At 47.2% G+C, this 15,443-nt stretch carries 16 protein-coding genes; 13 read left to right on the top strand and 3 right to left on the bottom strand.

Annotation, left to right across the window (positions count from 1 at the left end):
- Positions 1-12: 12 nt before the first annotated feature.
- Positions 13-411, bottom strand: coding sequence for a hypothetical protein (locus O3C58_08315; protein MDA0691857.1), 399 nt, complete (start codon positions 409-411; stop codon positions 13-15).
- A 264-nt stretch (positions 412-675) separates the two neighbouring features.
- On the opposite strand from O3C58_08315, the gene O3C58_08310 reads away from it, so the two are divergent.
- The 3 genes from O3C58_08310 (at position 676) to O3C58_08300 (ending at position 2,215) form a co-directional block, all read left to right on the top strand.
- Positions 676-1,488: a formylglycine-generating enzyme family protein gene (locus O3C58_08310; protein ID MDA0691856.1), complete on the top strand. Its 813-nt coding sequence runs from the start codon at positions 676-678 to the stop codon at positions 1,486-1,488.
- Between the two features lie 98 nt (positions 1,489-1,586).
- Entirely contained in the window at positions 1,587-1,844 is a 258-nt protein-coding gene (locus O3C58_08305) for a CopG family transcriptional regulator (protein ID MDA0691855.1), read from the top strand.
- A gap of 2 nt (positions 1,845-1,846) precedes the next feature.
- Positions 1,847-2,215 (top strand): type II toxin-antitoxin system RelE/ParE family toxin, encoded by a 369-nt coding sequence (locus tag O3C58_08300; protein MDA0691854.1) that lies wholly within the window; start codon positions 1,847-1,849, stop codon positions 2,213-2,215.
- Positions 2,216-2,301: 86 nt separating this feature from the next.
- Here O3C58_08300 and coaBC read toward each other — a convergent pair whose 3' ends face one another.
- Positions 2,302-3,513: a bifunctional phosphopantothenoylcysteine decarboxylase/phosphopantothenate--cysteine ligase CoaBC gene (gene coaBC, locus O3C58_08295; GenBank protein ID MDA0691853.1), complete on the bottom strand. Its 1,212-nt coding sequence runs from the start codon at positions 3,511-3,513 to the stop codon at positions 2,302-2,304.
- Between the two features lie 297 nt (positions 3,514-3,810).
- Here coaBC and galT point away from each other — a divergent pair, with 297 nt between their 5' ends.
- The 10 genes from galT to O3C58_08245 all read left to right on the top strand — a co-directional run bounded on the left by galT (position 3,811) and on the right by O3C58_08245 (position 13,352).
- Positions 3,811-4,815 (top strand): galactose-1-phosphate uridylyltransferase, encoded by a 1,005-nt coding sequence (gene galT / locus O3C58_08290; protein MDA0691852.1) that lies wholly within the window; start codon positions 3,811-3,813, stop codon positions 4,813-4,815.
- 6 nt (positions 4,816-4,821) lie between these two features.
- Complete coding sequence (gene glgA, locus O3C58_08285) at positions 4,822-6,282, top strand: glycogen synthase GlgA (GenBank protein MDA0691851.1); 1,461 nt, start codon at positions 4,822-4,824, stop codon at positions 6,280-6,282.
- A 6-nt stretch (positions 6,283-6,288) separates the two neighbouring features.
- Entirely contained in the window at positions 6,289-8,178 is a 1,890-nt protein-coding gene (locus O3C58_08280) for a GAF domain-containing protein (protein ID MDA0691850.1), read from the top strand.
- Positions 8,179-8,539: 361 nt separating this feature from the next.
- Positions 8,540-8,905 (top strand): response regulator, encoded by a 366-nt coding sequence (locus O3C58_08275; GenBank protein ID MDA0691849.1) that lies wholly within the window; start codon positions 8,540-8,542, stop codon positions 8,903-8,905.
- Between the two features lie 96 nt (positions 8,906-9,001).
- The gene (locus O3C58_08270) at positions 9,002-9,661 is read left to right on the top strand and encodes a deoxynucleoside kinase (protein MDA0691848.1); all 660 of its coding nucleotides are present in this window, start codon (positions 9,002-9,004) and stop codon (positions 9,659-9,661) included.
- 216 nt (positions 9,662-9,877) lie between these two features.
- Positions 9,878-10,732, top strand: coding sequence for a 3-methyl-2-oxobutanoate hydroxymethyltransferase (gene panB / locus O3C58_08265; protein ID MDA0691847.1), 855 nt, complete (start codon positions 9,878-9,880; stop codon positions 10,730-10,732).
- Positions 10,719-11,579, top strand: coding sequence for a pantoate--beta-alanine ligase (gene panC, locus O3C58_08260; GenBank protein MDA0691846.1), 861 nt, complete (start codon positions 10,719-10,721; stop codon positions 11,577-11,579). Before panB ends, panC begins: the two co-directional genes overlap by 14 nt.
- On the top strand, positions 11,567-11,911 hold the full coding sequence (locus O3C58_08255; protein ID MDA0691845.1) for an aspartate 1-decarboxylase: 345 nt from the start codon (positions 11,567-11,569) through the stop codon (positions 11,909-11,911). The genes panC and O3C58_08255 overlap by 13 nt, the downstream gene beginning before the upstream one ends.
- A 92-nt stretch (positions 11,912-12,003) precedes the next feature.
- Positions 12,004-12,750, top strand: coding sequence for a tetratricopeptide repeat protein (locus O3C58_08250; GenBank protein MDA0691844.1), 747 nt, complete (start codon positions 12,004-12,006; stop codon positions 12,748-12,750).
- A 47-nt stretch (positions 12,751-12,797) separates the two neighbouring features.
- Positions 12,798-13,352, top strand: coding sequence for a helix-turn-helix transcriptional regulator (locus O3C58_08245; protein MDA0691843.1), 555 nt, complete (start codon positions 12,798-12,800; stop codon positions 13,350-13,352).
- Positions 13,353-13,461: 109 nt separating this feature from the next.
- On the opposite strand, the gene mutL is transcribed toward O3C58_08245, so the two are convergent.
- Positions 13,462-15,333, bottom strand: coding sequence for a DNA mismatch repair endonuclease MutL (gene mutL, locus O3C58_08240; protein MDA0691842.1), 1,872 nt, complete (start codon positions 15,331-15,333; stop codon positions 13,462-13,464).
- Between the last annotated feature and the right edge of the window lie 110 nt (positions 15,334-15,443).

The following is a 15,443-nucleotide window of genomic DNA, read 5'->3' as shown; positions in this document are numbered from 1 at the left end:
ACCGCTTGCGGTTTATTTTTTGATGAAGATACCTTTGAGGGTGAACACTCCATAGAACAGAAAAAGGATGGCGATCAATCCCTTGGAGAAAGAATTTCTGCTGACCGCCTCGGTGAACAAGAAAAGCCCCACGCCGCTGAGAATCGCACCCAACAGGAAAAAACCGATGGCTTTCAAAAAGGGCATCCGGTCCGACCGGCTTACGTTTTCCCGCTTTTGCTTCAGTTGCCATCGCCAGCGCAGGATGTAGAACGTTTGCCGGAACCAGTTCAGTACCCCTGAATCTTCCACGAGACTGGTTTGGCAATACATGCAATGCAAATCGGAGGCTCGATTGGGAAAGCCGCAATTCAAACAGACTTTATTGTCCGGTTTTTGATTTAAAAGAGACTCTTTATTCGGCTTATCCATAATAGAGCGGGGCTAAAGTTTCGAGAATCGGGCAGATACAGGCTATCTCAATGAAAAAACACAATTTACAGACTGTGATAAAATTTTATACTGATTAAAATAGAGAGTCAATCCACAAACAGGCGGAAAACGAATGCAGGTAGGGACATCAGCCTCTCTCTGAGGTTAAACATTTTTCCCAAAAAGGCCGCAGGTTTCGTTATTATCTATTTAATCGGTGAAATTTCAGTCTATTTCCATTTTTGAATTGTCGGAGAATACATTATGCGTTGGTTCATTCCCAGTTTGGTCCTTTTGTTGCAATTATTCACTACGGCTTCTTTTGCGGAGGATGCAAAAAGCACCGCTGGAATGGGAAACATGGCTCTTATAGAAGGCGGCATTTATGAAATGGGAAGCCGCCGCTCCCTTCAGGAATTGAACCCTGGGGAACTCATGCACCACGACCGCCATTCCCTGGGGCCGGAAAACCCCGCGCACCATGTACATGTGGACACCTTCAGCATAGATATTTATGAAGTCACCAACGCCGATTACCAGGAATACGTGAAAACTACCGGAGCCACACAACCGGCCTACGCTGACGACCCCGATTTCAACGGACCCACGCAACCCGTGGTTGGGGTTTCATGGAAAGAGGCCGACAAATACTGCAAATGGAAAGGCAAGCGTCTTCCCACCGAAGCGGAATGGGAAAAGGCATCGCGCGGCAAGCGTCTAGTCATTTATCCCTGGGGCAACGACCTGCCGGATAAAACCAAAGTGAATTTTCACGAAGAAGTGAACAAAACCACACCCGTGGGTTCCTATGAAGCGGGGAAATCGGATTACGGCGTTTATGACCTTTCGGGCAATGTCTCCGAATGGACCCACGACTGGCATCTGGCGGAATATTATCTGTTCTCCCCCAAGGCAAACCCGCAGGGCCACGACAAGGGCCAATATAAGGTCATCCGCGGCGGCAACTGGAGAAACAACGCCTACGACGTCAACATGGTTTACCGAAACGCCACCCTGCCAACTGTCAGGAACAAGACCGTCGGCTTTCGGTGTGTGAAAAGTGCTGAGGGGAAATAAACCTGTCGCCCGGTCTACCTGCTATAGGTTCTACGTCGAATATTGACAATATTCGACGTAATGCTCATAATATAAGAAACAAAACTGGAGTGTATCTTATGAGTAGCAGTCTCAATCTTACATTAACCGATGAGCTTCGTGCTTTCATTGATCGTAACTGCGGGGACGGAACCCTGTACGCAACACCCACAGAATTTATGCGGGATGTCTTACGGGAAAAAAAGCAACGCCTGGAAGCCGCCGAGTTGCGCGCCGGCATACTGGAAGGTTATCAAGACGCTATCGCTGGCCGAACCACCAAGTTTTCGGGAAACTTGAAAGACGACATGGAAAAATTCAAAAAACGCGGTAAATAAGCGTGACGGTCACCATAAAGCTCACGGACCGAGCCCATTATGACCTTCAAGCGATTGAAGAATATTCTATCCAAAGGTGGGGTAAAAAAACCGCAAACCGTTATCTTGAAGATATTCAAACGGCCCTATCTCTATTACAGGAAAAACCTGATCTTCTGCGCCCAAAACCTCAGGTTTCAACACACTTCAAATTTTATCGCGTCCGCGAGCATTTCCTGGTATGCACTGAGCTAAAAGATTTTCTTCTGGTGCTGACGATAAAACACGGGCAAATGGATTTACCCATTCAAATCGCAGAGCTCGAACCCACATTGGTTCAAGAAGCCGATCTCCTTCATCAAAGACTTTTGGCAACTGAAAAAAAAACGTAAGAAATCGCACGCCAAAAAGTAATCATACCCTGTATTGGGTTGAAAAAACGCGCCTTTGTTTTATCCAAATAGGGGAAATATTGGTGTCAGCCCTTAGACCTCATTTTCCCCTTAACCCTGTCCAGCAGAACACCGGCGATTTCTCGTTTGGACAATCGCGGGAGGGAGTCGATGGCTCCATCTTTGTCGATGAGGGTGACCTGGTTGGAATCGGACTGAAAGCCGATACCGGGGGCGCTGATGTCGTTGGCGACAATCAGGTCGAGTTGCTTCTTCTCTAATTTTTCCTGGGCGCTTTGCACCACGTTCTCGGATTCGGCGGCAAACCCGACAATGAACTGACGGGTTTTTATCTTCGCCACTTCCTGCAGAATGTCCGGGTTGGGCACGAGTTTCAGGATCAATGGCTCGCCGTTTTTTTTGATTTTTTCCTTCTGCACTTTTTCGGCGGAAAAATCCCCCACCGCCGCAATCATAAACAAGACATCACAATCGGGCAAATGTTGTTGCACAAGCGCATTCATTTCTCTGGCCTGCTTACAGGGAATGACTTTCACTCCGTGTGGAGGGTTCAGCTTTGTCGGTCCGCTGATGAGGGTCACTTCGGCTCCACGCAGGCGTGCCTGTTCAGCGACCGCATAGCCCATCTTTCCCGAAGACGGGTTGGAGATGTAGCGCACCGGGTCCAGCGGCTCGTGCGTCGGCCCGGCGGTCACCAGAATTTTGAGGCCTTTTAAATCTTCCCTGACCCGGAGCCGGTTTTGCACAGCAGTCAATATTCGCGCGGGGTCGGCCAGTCTCCCCTGCCCCACCGTTCCACAGGCCAGCTCCCCTTCTTCCGGTTCGATGAACTCGACGCCGCGCTGTTTCATCTTTTCGATATTTTCCTGCACCGCAGGGTTGGCATACATACCGTCATTCATCGCCGGAGCGATGATAACCGGCCCCCGGTAGGCAAGGTACAAATTGGATAACGCATCGTCCGCCAGTCCGCAGGCCAGTTTACCGAGTGTGCCTGCCGTCGCCGGAGCCACCAGCAGCAGGTCGGCATTTTCCGCCGCGCGGATGTGCGGCATGGACGCTGAATTTTCAGTCCCAAAAACTTCGTAATAGACCGGGTTCCCGGAAAGGGCTTCAAACGTCAGCGGAGTGACAAATTTCCCGGCGTGGGCGCTCATCACCACGAACACCTCGGCCTTTTCACGGACCATCAGGCGCAACAGCTCAACCGCCTTGTAGGCGGCGATACCTCCCGAAACGCCGAGAACGATTTTTTTGCCTTGCAGGGATGATGACATAAATTTTTAACTCTTTTTAAAAATACTGATTCGCAAAATTAAATTGTGCACAGGCTGGAAAGCCTGTGCTACTAACAACCCGGACTGCGGGTTCAATTATTAAACTGTTGGTTTTAAATGATTATAGAGTTTTAAAACTTGATGTTCAACGTCTTTTGCCACTTTATCCATTCTGAAAAAAGCTTCCCCCAGCATCCCTGATTGACATTCTATACTCCCTTTCTTAGTATGAAGCCTTTATTAGCCCTTACGACCTTTTTCTCCTATAATAAAGTACTTTACACGGACCCGTTTCCCATGCCCGAACTCAGAAAAGACCCCATACTGAACCGCTGGGTCATCATTTCCCCTGAGCGGGGACAGCGACCCCAGGATTTTCCGCCCCCGGAAAAGAAACTCCATAAAGCCAGTTGCGCCTTTTGCCAGGGCAATGAAAGCACCACACCCCCTGAAATACTGGCCTTCAGGCCGGAAAATTCACTTCCAAATACTCCCGGCTGGACACTCAGGGTTGTTCCCAACAAGTTTCCCGCTTTGAAAATCGAAGACCAGATGGACCGATCTTCGGATGGCCTGTACGAAATGATGAACGGCATAGGCGCGCATGAGGTCATCATTGAATCCCCCGACCACGAAGCGGACCTGGACCTGCTCCCGGAAAAGAAAGTGGAAGATGCTTTATGGACCTTCAAATATAGGATATTGGATCTTAAGAAAGACACGCGGTTTCAATATATTCTGATATTCAAGAATCACGGGGAAGCGGCAGGTGCCACGCTGGAACATTCTCACTGTCAGTTGATCGCCCTTCCCATCGTCCCCGAGCTGGTCTCGGATGAAATCGCCGGAGCGCAAAGACACTTTGTTGTAAAAAACCGCTGTATTTTTTGCGACATCATCGCGCAGGAGAAAGCTGTTGGTCTCCGCATCGTGAACGAAAATGACCGGTTTATCACCCTGTGCCCCTACGCTCCGCGGTTTCCTTTTGAAATGTGGCTTCTGCCAAAATTCCATTCGGACCGTTTTGAAGACTGTGCGGCGGAAGATATTTCCTGTTTGGCCAGTTTGTTGAAAGAATCCTTGATGAAAATGCGTTATGCTCTGGAGGCGCCTTCTTATAACTTTGTTCTGCACACCTCCCCGGTGAATGGAGATCATGGCAAACATTACCACTGGCACATCGAGATCATGCCGAAGCTGACTAAAATGGCGGGCTTCGAGCAGGGAACCGGATTTTACATCAACCCCGTTCTTCCCGAGGTAGCGGCGGAAACCCTGCGCAATACCCAGCTTCCCTCATAATCGATAATGGCTCAAAAACTCAAGATACTCATCGCCTCATCGGAAGTTTACCCCTACGCGAAGACCGGAGGCCTCGCCGATATTACCGGCTCCCTGCCCAAAGCCTTAAAACAACTGGGGCACGATGTGCGAGTCATCATGCCGAAATATAAATCCGTCGCGAAATGCCCACTCGGCATTCATCCCGTTGGTCTGGACATTGACGTGCCTATAGGGGCAACCAGGAAAAAAGGATTTTTATTTCTTGGAAGCCTCAATGAAAACATCCCCATTTACTTCGTAGCCAACGATACCTATTATTTCCGCGATCAAATTTATGGCACCTCTCATGGCGATTACCCGGATAACGCGGAGCGGTTCATTTTCTTTTGCCGAGCCATTCTGGAGGTTTGCAAATCTCTGGGTTTTCAACCTGACATCATTCATTGCAATGACTGGCAAACCGGGCTGGTCCCGGCTTATCTTAAAACCATTTACGCCAAGGACCGATGGTTCCAAAATACCCGCACCCTTTTTTCCGTCCACAACCTGGGGTATCAGGGAAACTTTCCCTCTGCTAAACTGAAAGCCTCCGGTCTGCCTTTCTCGGTATACACGCCTGAGGGGGTCGAGTTTTATAACTATTTCAGCTTTTTAAAATCCGGGTTGGTGTACGCGGATCTTCTGAACACTGTGAGCCCCACTTATGCCCGAGAAATTCAGACCAAAGCTTTTGGCTTTAAAATGGATGGCGTTCTGCGCAATCGGTCTAAGGATCTGTTTGGTATATTAAACGGCGTCGATACCCTGGAATGGAATCCTGCTCTCGACCCGTGGATCGCAAAAAACTACGACCCAAAATCCATAAAGGGAAAAGCCGCTTGCAAAAGCAACCTGGCAGACTTATTTTCTCTCAAGGTCACTGATAAAATTCCCATACTGTCGATGGTCACCCGCCTATCGAGTCAGAAGGGAATCGAACTGGTCATAGAAACCATGGACGACATCCTGGCTACTGGGGCGGCACTGATCATTCTGGGTTCTGGAGACCCAAAATATGAAAAATATTTTTTGCAGATGAGCAAACGGTACCCGGATCAAATCGGTACTCATATCGGATTTGATGAAAAGTTAGCCCATAAAATTCTGGCTGGTAGCGATCTTTTGTTGATGCCTTCGCAATATGAGCCCTGCGGGCTGACGCAAATGTATGCTTTGAAATACGGGACCATCCCTGTTGTCCGCGCGGTGGGGGGGTTGCAGGACTCCATAAAGGAGTTTAATAAAAAAACGTTGAAGGGAACGGGTTTTAAATTTAAAAAGTTTGAAGTTGATTCCTTCTTTCAAGCGGTGCAAAAGGCGTTGTCCCTTTACCAAAAGAAGAAAGATTGGCGTCGGCTGATGTTGAATGGCATGGAGGTGGATCACAGCTGGGACCGAGCGGCCCGAAAATACTGTCAGGTCTATATGCGTGCCCTGAAGAAGTGAGGTCTTATGAAAAAAAATAAACTGGGTGTCGAAATCCTTCAGGATATCACCCGCATTGCCAACTCCACGCTGGATCTCGATGAAACCCTGGCACAAATCATCGAGACCATCAAAACCAAATTATATATCGACGGTTGTTCGATTTATCTCGCCGATGAAAGCTGCAAATTTCTAGACTTAAGAGCAAGCAACGGACTTCGCCAGGATACCTCCCCGTTCGTCCGTCTGGAAATTGGCAAGGGCATCACCGGCTGGGTTGCCCAGCACAAGTCCACCCTGGCTCTCAGTGACGCCCACAATGACCCGCGATTTGTCTACTTTCCCGAAATAGAAGAAGAAAAATTTAAATCCATGCTGTCGGTTCCCATCCTGGTGAATGAACAATCTATTGGCGTCGTCAATGTTCATACTGTGGAACAAAGGGAGTTCACCGACCTTGAGATCCTCATTATGGAAACCATCGCCAGCCAGATGTCCGGATGCATTAGAAACGCCATTCTATATAACAACAGTCAAATGCTCCTTAAAGAGCAAACAATTTTTTACGATATCAGCCTGGCGGTGCAAACATCCATCAAACTCGAACATGGCCTATGGATTATCTTAAGCGGCATCACCATGGGAGAAGCCGGCGGATTCAACCGGGCCATGATTTTTATCATCAACGAAAAAACCGATACCCTGCAGGGATACATGGGCCTCGGACCGGATACTCCGGAAGATGCCTTCCGCATCTGGGCCGAATGGGGACGCAAAAAGCAAAATATGCTGCACTGGATTGTCACCGAGGCGGATAAGGATGAATATAAAAATTCCGGATTCAATCAATTCGCTCAAAGTTTGCGTTTCCCCATCCAGCCGGGGACAAACATCCTGGTCGAAACGGTGATTCAAAAAACTCCTTTCAATGTCACCGATGCAAGTAACCATCCTCTGGTCAACGACGAGTTCCTTCACGCCCTGGGAACGAATGCTTTTGCCACCATACCACTCATTGCCCACAAGGAGGTTTTAGGGGTCATCCTGGTGGATAACCGATATAACAACCAACCCATCTCAGACGAGCAACTCCGTCTTTTGACCCGGTTTGCCACGCATGCGAGTTGGGTGATTGAAAACTCCCGATTGCTCACCAAGCTGCTGGAGACCAATAGAGAACTTCTCTCCGCCAAAGAGCAACTGGTGCAATCGGAAAAATTGGCCGCTTTGGGGGAAATATCCGCAGAGGTGGCGCACGAAATCAAAAATCCGCTGGTTTCCATCGGCGGATTCGCCCGCCGCCTCGAAAAAAAAATCAAACAATTTTCCGAGAAATTTGATCACGATGAAGAATTAAAGAATATAGCGGATTATTCCAATATCATTATGTCCGAAGTCGATCGTCTGGAAAAACTTTTGACAAATATCCTGATGTATTCGAAAGCCGGTGTTCTGGAGCGCGAGGCATGCGATATCAATGAGCTTCTCGAAGAGGGGGTTTTTCTATTCAAATCAGGGTTTTTTATGAAAGGTATCGCCGTACATCGGCAACTGGAAAAGGATCTTCCTCCTCTTCAGCTTGACAAGCCAAAAATCAAACAGGTGCTGATCAATCTGTTTTATAATGCGATGGAATCCATGCCATCAGGCGGAGAACTCTTCATACAAACCTATCATGAAAAATATATCGGCGGAAAAAATGTAATCACCGTGCGTATTGAGGATACTGGTGGCGGGATCGCTCAGGATATTTTTGAAAATATTTTTAATCCCTTTTTCACCACAAAATCTTCCGGTACCGGATTGGGGCTTTCCATTTCTCGAAAAATTATCGAAATTCATGGGGGAACCATTCAAGTCGAGAATAATTTTGGACGTGGAGTTACTGTATTTCTTCATTTACCATTGCAAAATTGATGCGATTATTATAAACAACGAGTGTCCCGCTAATTTTATGAGGACATCTCTAAAAATTAGTTTATTACAGGAAATTGAACATTGTACAAGGATTTCTTATATCAGTGGCACGGGCGACCTATCCTTAAAGTTTATGCGGAAGTGCGGAATTTAATTCCGCCTTTCTAGTGTCCCGTGCGGACAGGCTGGAAAGCCTGTCCCACTAAAACAAAGCTATTCCCTTAAATTGACGATTAGGAGCATTTAGTCAATTTTTAGAGATGCCTATGATTTATTTATCGGTTTGTATCTTACGGTTTTATTTTAGAAAGGAATTTCTGCGATTATTCCCTGAATACTGTTTTCCAGCCTGGAGCAGGATATGAAAAAAATTTTGGTGGTTGATGACGAGCAAAATATCAGATTTCTCTACAAAGAAGAACTGGAAGATTGCGGCTATCAAGTCACCGTGGCGGCAACTGCGGAAGAGGCGATGGAAAAAATCCAGCAGGACAAACCGGATATCATCACCCTGGATATTAAGATGCCCGGAATGGATGGCATTGAGTTTATGAGAAAATTAAAGGAAGATAAGAACGATATCCCCGTGATCCTTTGTTCCGCCTATGGACGCTATAAACAGGATTTTCGGGTCTGGGCGTCCGATGCGTATGTGGTAAAATCCGCCGACCTCCGGGAATTGAAGTCCACGATCAAGGATATTCTTGGTGAAATTAGTTCGCAATGACCGACTTCCCCGACAGCCAGCATCCCCAGGGGTTCCGATTCCAACTGATGCCTTGATTTGGCAACATGACTTTTTAACCGGATTTTAATTCTTTCTATGGTCACCCTAACAAAATCAGTGATCGAGCCAAATTTCATCGCGGTAGAAGGCGCGATTGGAGCCGGGAAAACATCTTTGGTCAAATTGCTGGGAAAACAATTTGACGCCAGACTGGTTCTTGAGAATGACGAAGGAAATCCGTTTCTCCCTAAATTTTATCAGGACAAGGAATCGTTTGCCTTTCAGACGCAAATTTTTTTTTTACTGAACCGCTACAGCCTATACCTGAATCTGGCACAAAGAGACCTCTTCAATTCGGTGGTTTTAACGGATTTTCTGTTTCAAAAAGATCCCCTTTTCGCCAACCTTAATTTAAAGAGCCATGAACTTCAGCTGTATAATCAAATATTTGACCTGATAAAGTTTCGTCCCCCGAAACCGGATCTGGTCATTTTTCTGCAAGCCGATACGGATATTCTTAAAGAACGGATCGAAAAAAGAAGCCGAGATTATGAATTCTATCTGGATTGGGATTATCTGGAAGCCGTCAATAAGGCCTTTAACAATTTTTTCTTTTATTACTCGGAAACCCCTCTTCTGGTCGTCAATACCAACGAGATTGATTTCGTCGAAAAAAAAATTGACCTTCAGGAGTTGATTAATAAGATCAATCATCATAAAATTGGCAGAGAGTATTACAATCCGCTTGGATCCTGACAGGACCGGGACGGGGCAAGAAAATTGATTCATAGTAGATCGTGTTCGTAGGGGGACCTTTTCATCAAGGCCTCAAACTCAGAAGATGCGATTTATTGTAATTTCCAGCCTGCCCATCCTTCCTCGTCGGTGGGCTTTTTATTTTTTTATTCCCCCGCCGCGAGTTTAGGCTTCCCTGTTTTCAGGTCCAACGTTCAGCTGTTCAGGAGAACTGTCATGGATAGAAAACAAGTCACCATACCGTCCATCATCGGCAAGAAAAATTCCCGGTCCAAAATTACGGCTCTGACAGCCTATGATTTCTGCTTCGCCAGGATACTGGACGCAACGGATATCGACATCATCCTTGTGGGAGACTCTCTCGCCATGGTCGCACTAGGATTTTCCAACACCCTTCCTGTCACCATGGATGCAATGATCCTGCTTACCCAGGCTGTTAAACGGGGGGTCCAAAACAGCCTGATTGTTGGAGACATGCCTTTTATGTCGTACCAGATTTCCGACGAGCAGGCGATCGCCAATGCCGGTCGTTTCCTTCAGGAAGGAGGGGCGGCGGCGGTCAAACTCGAAGGCGGCGTCAAGGTTTCTCAAAAAGTGCACGCCATCGTCCAGGCGGGAATCCCGGTGATGGGACACATCGGCCTCACCCCACAATCCGTGCATCAATTTGGCGGCTATAAAGTACAGGGGAAGAATTTGCTTCAAGCCCGACAGATCAAACAGGACGCCCGCGAACTGGAAAAGGCTGGCGCGTTTGCCGTTGTTCTCGAAGGAATTCCCAGTGACCTGGCAGGTGAAATCACGGATTGCTTGAAAATTCCAACCATCGGGATTGGCGCGGGACCTCATTGCGACGGCCAGATCCTGGTCCTTCACGATCTTTTGGGATTGACGCAGGACTTCACTCCCAAGTTCGTCAAGAAATATGCGAATTTGAACGCGGAAATAAAAAAGGTGGTAGGCAGCTATATCGAAGAAGTGCGCTCAGGCGCATTTCCGGGAAAAGAACACTCTTACGGGAACGAAAAACAATCGCTTAAAAAAGTGGACAATTCCGATGGAAATCATTAAATCCATCACCGGGATGAAGCAATGGTCCGATCAAGTCAGAAGTTCGCACAAAACCATTGGTTTTGTTCCCACCATGGGCTGTCTGCACGAAGGTCATATGAGCCTGGTCCTGGAATCCGTTTCTACCTGCGATGTGACGGTGGCCAGTATTTTTATCAACCCCACCCAGTTCGGCGAAAATGAAGACCTCGACCAATACCCGGTAAATCTGGAAGCAGATCAGCGACAACTGGAAACCGCCGGAGTGGACGTGTTATTTCTGCCCTCTCGAAACACCATGTACCCGAAGGGCTATAAAACTTTTGTCACTGTTGAGGAAATCACCGATCACCTGTGCGGCAAGAGCCGCCCGGGGTTTTTCCGGGGTGTCGCCACCGTTGTCCTCAAGCTGTTTAATATTGTTCGACCGCATGCCGCTTTTTTCGGCAACAAAGACTGGCAACAGGCAACGGTGATAGAGAGCCTGGTTCGAGATCTGGACCTGGACGTATCCATCAAACGCCTGCCCATTGTCAGAGAACCTCAGGGGCTGGCAAAAAGTTCCAGGAACCTCTATTTATCCAAAGAGGAAACAGAGCCTTCGCTATCTCTCTCCCGCGCCCTGGATGCAGCCCGACAAAGAGTTCTAAACGGAGAATCCTCCGCGCAGAAGATACGGCAGGAAATTCGCGAACAGATAGAAAAGTATGACAAAGCAGAAATCGATTATATTTCAGTATGTGATCCAGAAAGCTTTATAGAGCAGGAAGAAATTAAGGGAAGTTCCTTGATAGCCCTTGCCGTTCGGATTGGCAAGACTCGTTTAATAGATAATTGCATTGTAGGGAGAGTGAAATGCAGCGAATAATGTTAAAATCCAAACTTCATCGGGCCCGTGTCACCGACACCAAAATGGACTACGAAGGTAGCATCGAAATTGATGAAAACTTGTTGGAACGGGTGGGTATCGCCCCGTATGAACAGGTTCATATTTATAATATTAACACCGGCGACCGTTTTATCACTTACGCCATAATAGGGAAACGCGGCAGCGGAGTGTTCTCCCTTAATGGAGCCGCCGCCCGTCTGGCTCAGATTAATGATCGCATCATAATTGCGGCTTATGGTATTATAGACCCTGAAGTTGAAAAGCATGCGCCAAAGGTTGCACTTCTTGATATTAATAATGAAGTTGTGTAGTGTCATTCATTTATTAACGAGAAAGCCTCCCCTTCCGGGTATTTGACGCAGATTTTTTATCAATCATTCTCAATCGAATCGATTTTAATTTAATGGATATTTTTATAACTCTCGGCCTTGTGCTCATGGTCTGGATGTGTCTGGACTGCATTCAACGTAAGGAACATTTTATCTGGATCGTCATCATGGTGGTGTTGTTCCCCGTGGGTGCCGTCATCTATTATTTTGCCGTTAAAACCAAAGGTAAAAAACGCGGCAATCTATTTCCGATGCCTTCCAAACCGAAAGAGGTAGAATCGGAAGATACAATGCACCTCAAGGAATTGATTAAAAAGCATGAAAAAGCTTTCCATTATGAAAAACTGGGCCAGGTTTATTTCGATCAAAAAAATTATGAGCTGGCCATTCCGCAGTTTGAGTCCGCGATAAAAAAAGATCCCGAAATGAACGAAGCCCGATATGGGCTGGCAAAAAGTCTGCACGGATTGGGAAAATACAAGGAAGCGATTGAGGTCCTTGAGGCTCTTATCAAAGAGGATAAGAAATTTGACTACGGGAATGCCATTTTCGGACTCGCCGAATGTTACCGCATGGCGGGAATGGAAGAAAAGGCCCTGGAAACCTATAAGGAAGTGATCGACTCATTTGCTTTCTTCAAAGCTTATTATCATTATGGCCGCATGCTTGACAAAATTGGACAAAAACAGGAAGCCATTGATCAAATGAAAAGCCTCATTGGTTCCTCCAAAGATTTACCGGAATACAAACTGGAAAAAGAACGTTATTGGATTGAAGAAGCCTATAAATTTTTAAGAAAAAATGGTATTGAATTCGCCTGATAATTAATCATGCGGTTAAACATTAAATAGATAAGAGGATTTTTTAAATGACCGTCCTGGCACAAAATCTAAAAATGATTCGTAAAAACCTGGGCCATACGCAAATGGCTTTGTCTAATGTTTTAGATATTGGATTCCGAACCTATGTCCGTTATGAAGCGGGCGAAAGAGATGCGCCCATTGCCCTCATGGTAAAACTAGCCAAACTGGGGAATATCTCGCTGGATCGTTTACTGACCACCGAATTGGATACTGAGGATCTGAAAATTCCAGATGTTCAAAAAATACCCGCAACAGCAATAAATTTGCAAGTTATTGGTGGAAGCCTGGATGATGGACGTTTGATGTTCAAGGGATTAAAAAGTGACTTCCTGATCAGCACCGACAATAGCGAAAAAAAGCTTCTGACCCAGTTTAGAAAAATGGACAAACCCAAGAAGGACAAGTACCTGGTTGACATGGAATGGATGCTGAATAATGGCAAAGCAACGTTTCAAGCCGGAAACAAGAAAAAAGTGGCCAAGAACGTGGTCAAGGCTAACAATACCGCCCGTTTGAAAAAGATGACCAAGGCCATTAAAAAAATCACCCTCAAGGGCTGATTACCATCTCCCCGGTAATTTTTTAATGCCTGACAAACCGTTGGAACAACGCCCGTGAGTTGAGTGAGAAAGATTCTCTTTCCGCTCAAGTTCATGAGGTGGCGGCCCGTTATTTGCGTAAAAATTTCCTCAGCAAATCCTCGATATCATAAAAGAGCGCAATCGGTCGCCCATGCGGACAGGTGAATGGCAATTCTGTCCGCTCCAAGTCCGAAATCAATTTGGCGATTTGATCTGGCCCCATCGGGTGGTTGACCTTGATCGCATTGCGGCAGGACATCATGATGAGGATGTCTTCATATTTTTCCTGCAAAACTTGCGACTCTCCCTGACGCGGCAACAGCTCGACAATATCTCTTAGAATGTGTTCATGGTCGTTGTTCTTCAAGATGGCCGGAACCGATCGCAAGAGAAATTCGTTTTTCCCGAAGGCCTCCAATTCCAGCCCCCACGCCGCCAGCTTTTCCAAATGCAGGCCCAGCAATTCAGACTCACCGGGAGAAAATTCCACAGCGATTGGAAAAAGAAGCTGTTGCACTTCCACCTTTTTATTTTTTGCGGCGTCACGAAATTGTTCATACAGGATTCTTTCGTGCGCCACATGTTGATCGATAATGACCATTCCCTTTTTACCCTGAAGAACGATGAAGGAATTATCCAGTTGCCCCAGCGGTTCAAATTCCGAGAAAATCAAACTGGAAACAGGAACGGGTTTTTGATCATAATACATTGCCTTTTGATCCGCGTTGGCAATGGAGCGCGATGCCTCGCCATGCGGTTTGTAAAGCGTCTCCATCGCATTCGACAGGGTTTGCTGGTGCCTGTGCGCTGAGTAAGCGTTTGCGTCATTTCTCGATGGAGGCAGAAAGGCGTGAACCTGTTGCCCCTTCGGTGAGGCATAACTGGCTTCACTTTCACTAACACGGTATTCGGGTTCTTCCTGCGAGGACAGCAGAGACGCCTTTTCGTTGCGGCTGAGCGAGTTTCTCACTTCCTCGCTCACCAGTTGATGCACTTCCTGCTGAAACGCAAAGCGGACCTCAGCCTTACTGGGATGCACATTCACATCGAGCAATTTTGGGTCCATCGACAAATTCAGAAAAATCACCGGGTGTCGGCCCCTCGGCAAAAGGTGGCTGTAACCCTGCTGGGTGGCGTGCAAAATGACCTTGTCGCGTATGAACCGTTGGTTGATGAAACAAAATTGTGCCGACCGATTGGAGCGTGTGTATATGGGGCTGGAAATATACCCTTGTAGTTTGTAGCTTCCTGATTCCCTGTTGACCGTCACCAGTTCCTTAGCCAGATCAGATCCAAACAGCTCAGCGATTCGGTAAAGCAATTGATCCGTCGGAAGCGTGGTGATGATTTCCCGGCCATTGTGCTTCAAATTAAATTGAATCTGCGGATTCGCCAGTGCCTGTTGGGTGACCACCTGTGATATATGCGAGAATTCGGTCGAATCGCCTTTAAGAAATTTTTTGCGCGCCGGGGTGTTGTAGAATAAATGCGCGACCTCCAGGGTCGTGCCCCGGGGGCAGGCGATGTCTTTCACAGCCGCCATCGTCCCTCCTTCAACATTGACCAGAGCCCCGCCCTGATTTTCATCGCTCGCGGTGGACAGGCGCACTTTCGCAACCGATGCAATGCTGGGCAACGCTTCACCACGAAACCCGAGGGTATGAATGACTTCCAAATCTTCTGGATGCGCGATCTTACTGGTGGCGTGCCGTGCGAAGGCCAGTTCAGCGTCTTCCCTGGACATGCCCAGGCCATTATCCGTCACTTTGATGAGGTTTTTCCCGCCCGCTTCAATATCGATTTGAATGCGCGTGGCACCGGCGTCGATGGAATTTTCAACCAACTCCTTGACGACGGATGCGGGGCGTTCCACCACTTCACCGGCGGCGATCTGGTTGGCCAATGCTTCGGGAAGAACATGAATTCTAGAATTTTTTGTACTGGAAATTGGGGAAGACATGCGATTTGTTGGTTAAAAGGTGGCGGGTTATTTCTAATGATTATTAGAACCTATCCGATCTAATTGTAAGGTTACAATAAGAGGTGAACGCAAAGCAATTCTAGATTTCT

The sequence above is a fragment of the Nitrospinota bacterium genome, from assembly GCA_027619975.1.
In the GTDB taxonomy this organism is placed as follows: domain Bacteria; phylum Nitrospinota; class Nitrospinia; order Nitrospinales; family VA-1; genus JADFGI01.
Note: the sequence above shows the minus strand (reverse complement) of the source record. Positions and strands in the feature narration are given on the sequence as shown.

Bases quoted from the DNA above. Each gene is read 5' to 3' on its own strand.
- panC (MDA0691846.1), top strand. From the start codon at position 10,719: ATGGAAATCATTAAATCCATCACCGGGATGAAGCAATGGTCCGATCAA.
- panB (MDA0691847.1), top strand. From the start codon at position 9,878: ATGGATAGAAAACAAGTCACCATACCGTCCATCATCGGCAAGAAAAAT.
- coaBC (MDA0691853.1), bottom strand. From the start codon at position 3,513: ATGTCATCATCCCTGCAAGGCAAAAAAATCGTTCTCGGCGTTTCGGGA.
- O3C58_08315 (MDA0691857.1), bottom strand. From the start codon at position 411: ATGGATAAGCCGAATAAAGAGTCTCTTTTAAATCAAAAACCGGACAAT.
- O3C58_08270 (MDA0691848.1), top strand. From the start codon at position 9,002: ATGGTCACCCTAACAAAATCAGTGATCGAGCCAAATTTCATCGCGGTA.
- O3C58_08305 (MDA0691855.1), top strand. From the start codon at position 1,587: ATGAGTAGCAGTCTCAATCTTACATTAACCGATGAGCTTCGTGCTTTC.
- O3C58_08280 (MDA0691850.1), top strand. From the start codon at position 6,289: ATGAAAAAAAATAAACTGGGTGTCGAAATCCTTCAGGATATCACCCGC.
- galT (MDA0691852.1), top strand. From the start codon at position 3,811: ATGCCCGAACTCAGAAAAGACCCCATACTGAACCGCTGGGTCATCATT.
- glgA (MDA0691851.1), top strand. From the start codon at position 4,822: ATGGCTCAAAAACTCAAGATACTCATCGCCTCATCGGAAGTTTACCCC.
- O3C58_08250 (MDA0691844.1), top strand. From the start codon at position 12,004: ATGGATATTTTTATAACTCTCGGCCTTGTGCTCATGGTCTGGATGTGT.
- O3C58_08255 (MDA0691845.1), top strand. From the start codon at position 11,567: ATGCAGCGAATAATGTTAAAATCCAAACTTCATCGGGCCCGTGTCACC.
- mutL (MDA0691842.1), bottom strand. From the start codon at position 15,333: ATGTCTTCCCCAATTTCCAGTACAAAAAATTCTAGAATTCATGTTCTT.
- O3C58_08310 (MDA0691856.1), top strand. From the start codon at position 676: ATGCGTTGGTTCATTCCCAGTTTGGTCCTTTTGTTGCAATTATTCACT.
- O3C58_08245 (MDA0691843.1), top strand. From the start codon at position 12,798: ATGACCGTCCTGGCACAAAATCTAAAAATGATTCGTAAAAACCTGGGC.
- O3C58_08275 (MDA0691849.1), top strand. From the start codon at position 8,540: ATGAAAAAAATTTTGGTGGTTGATGACGAGCAAAATATCAGATTTCTC.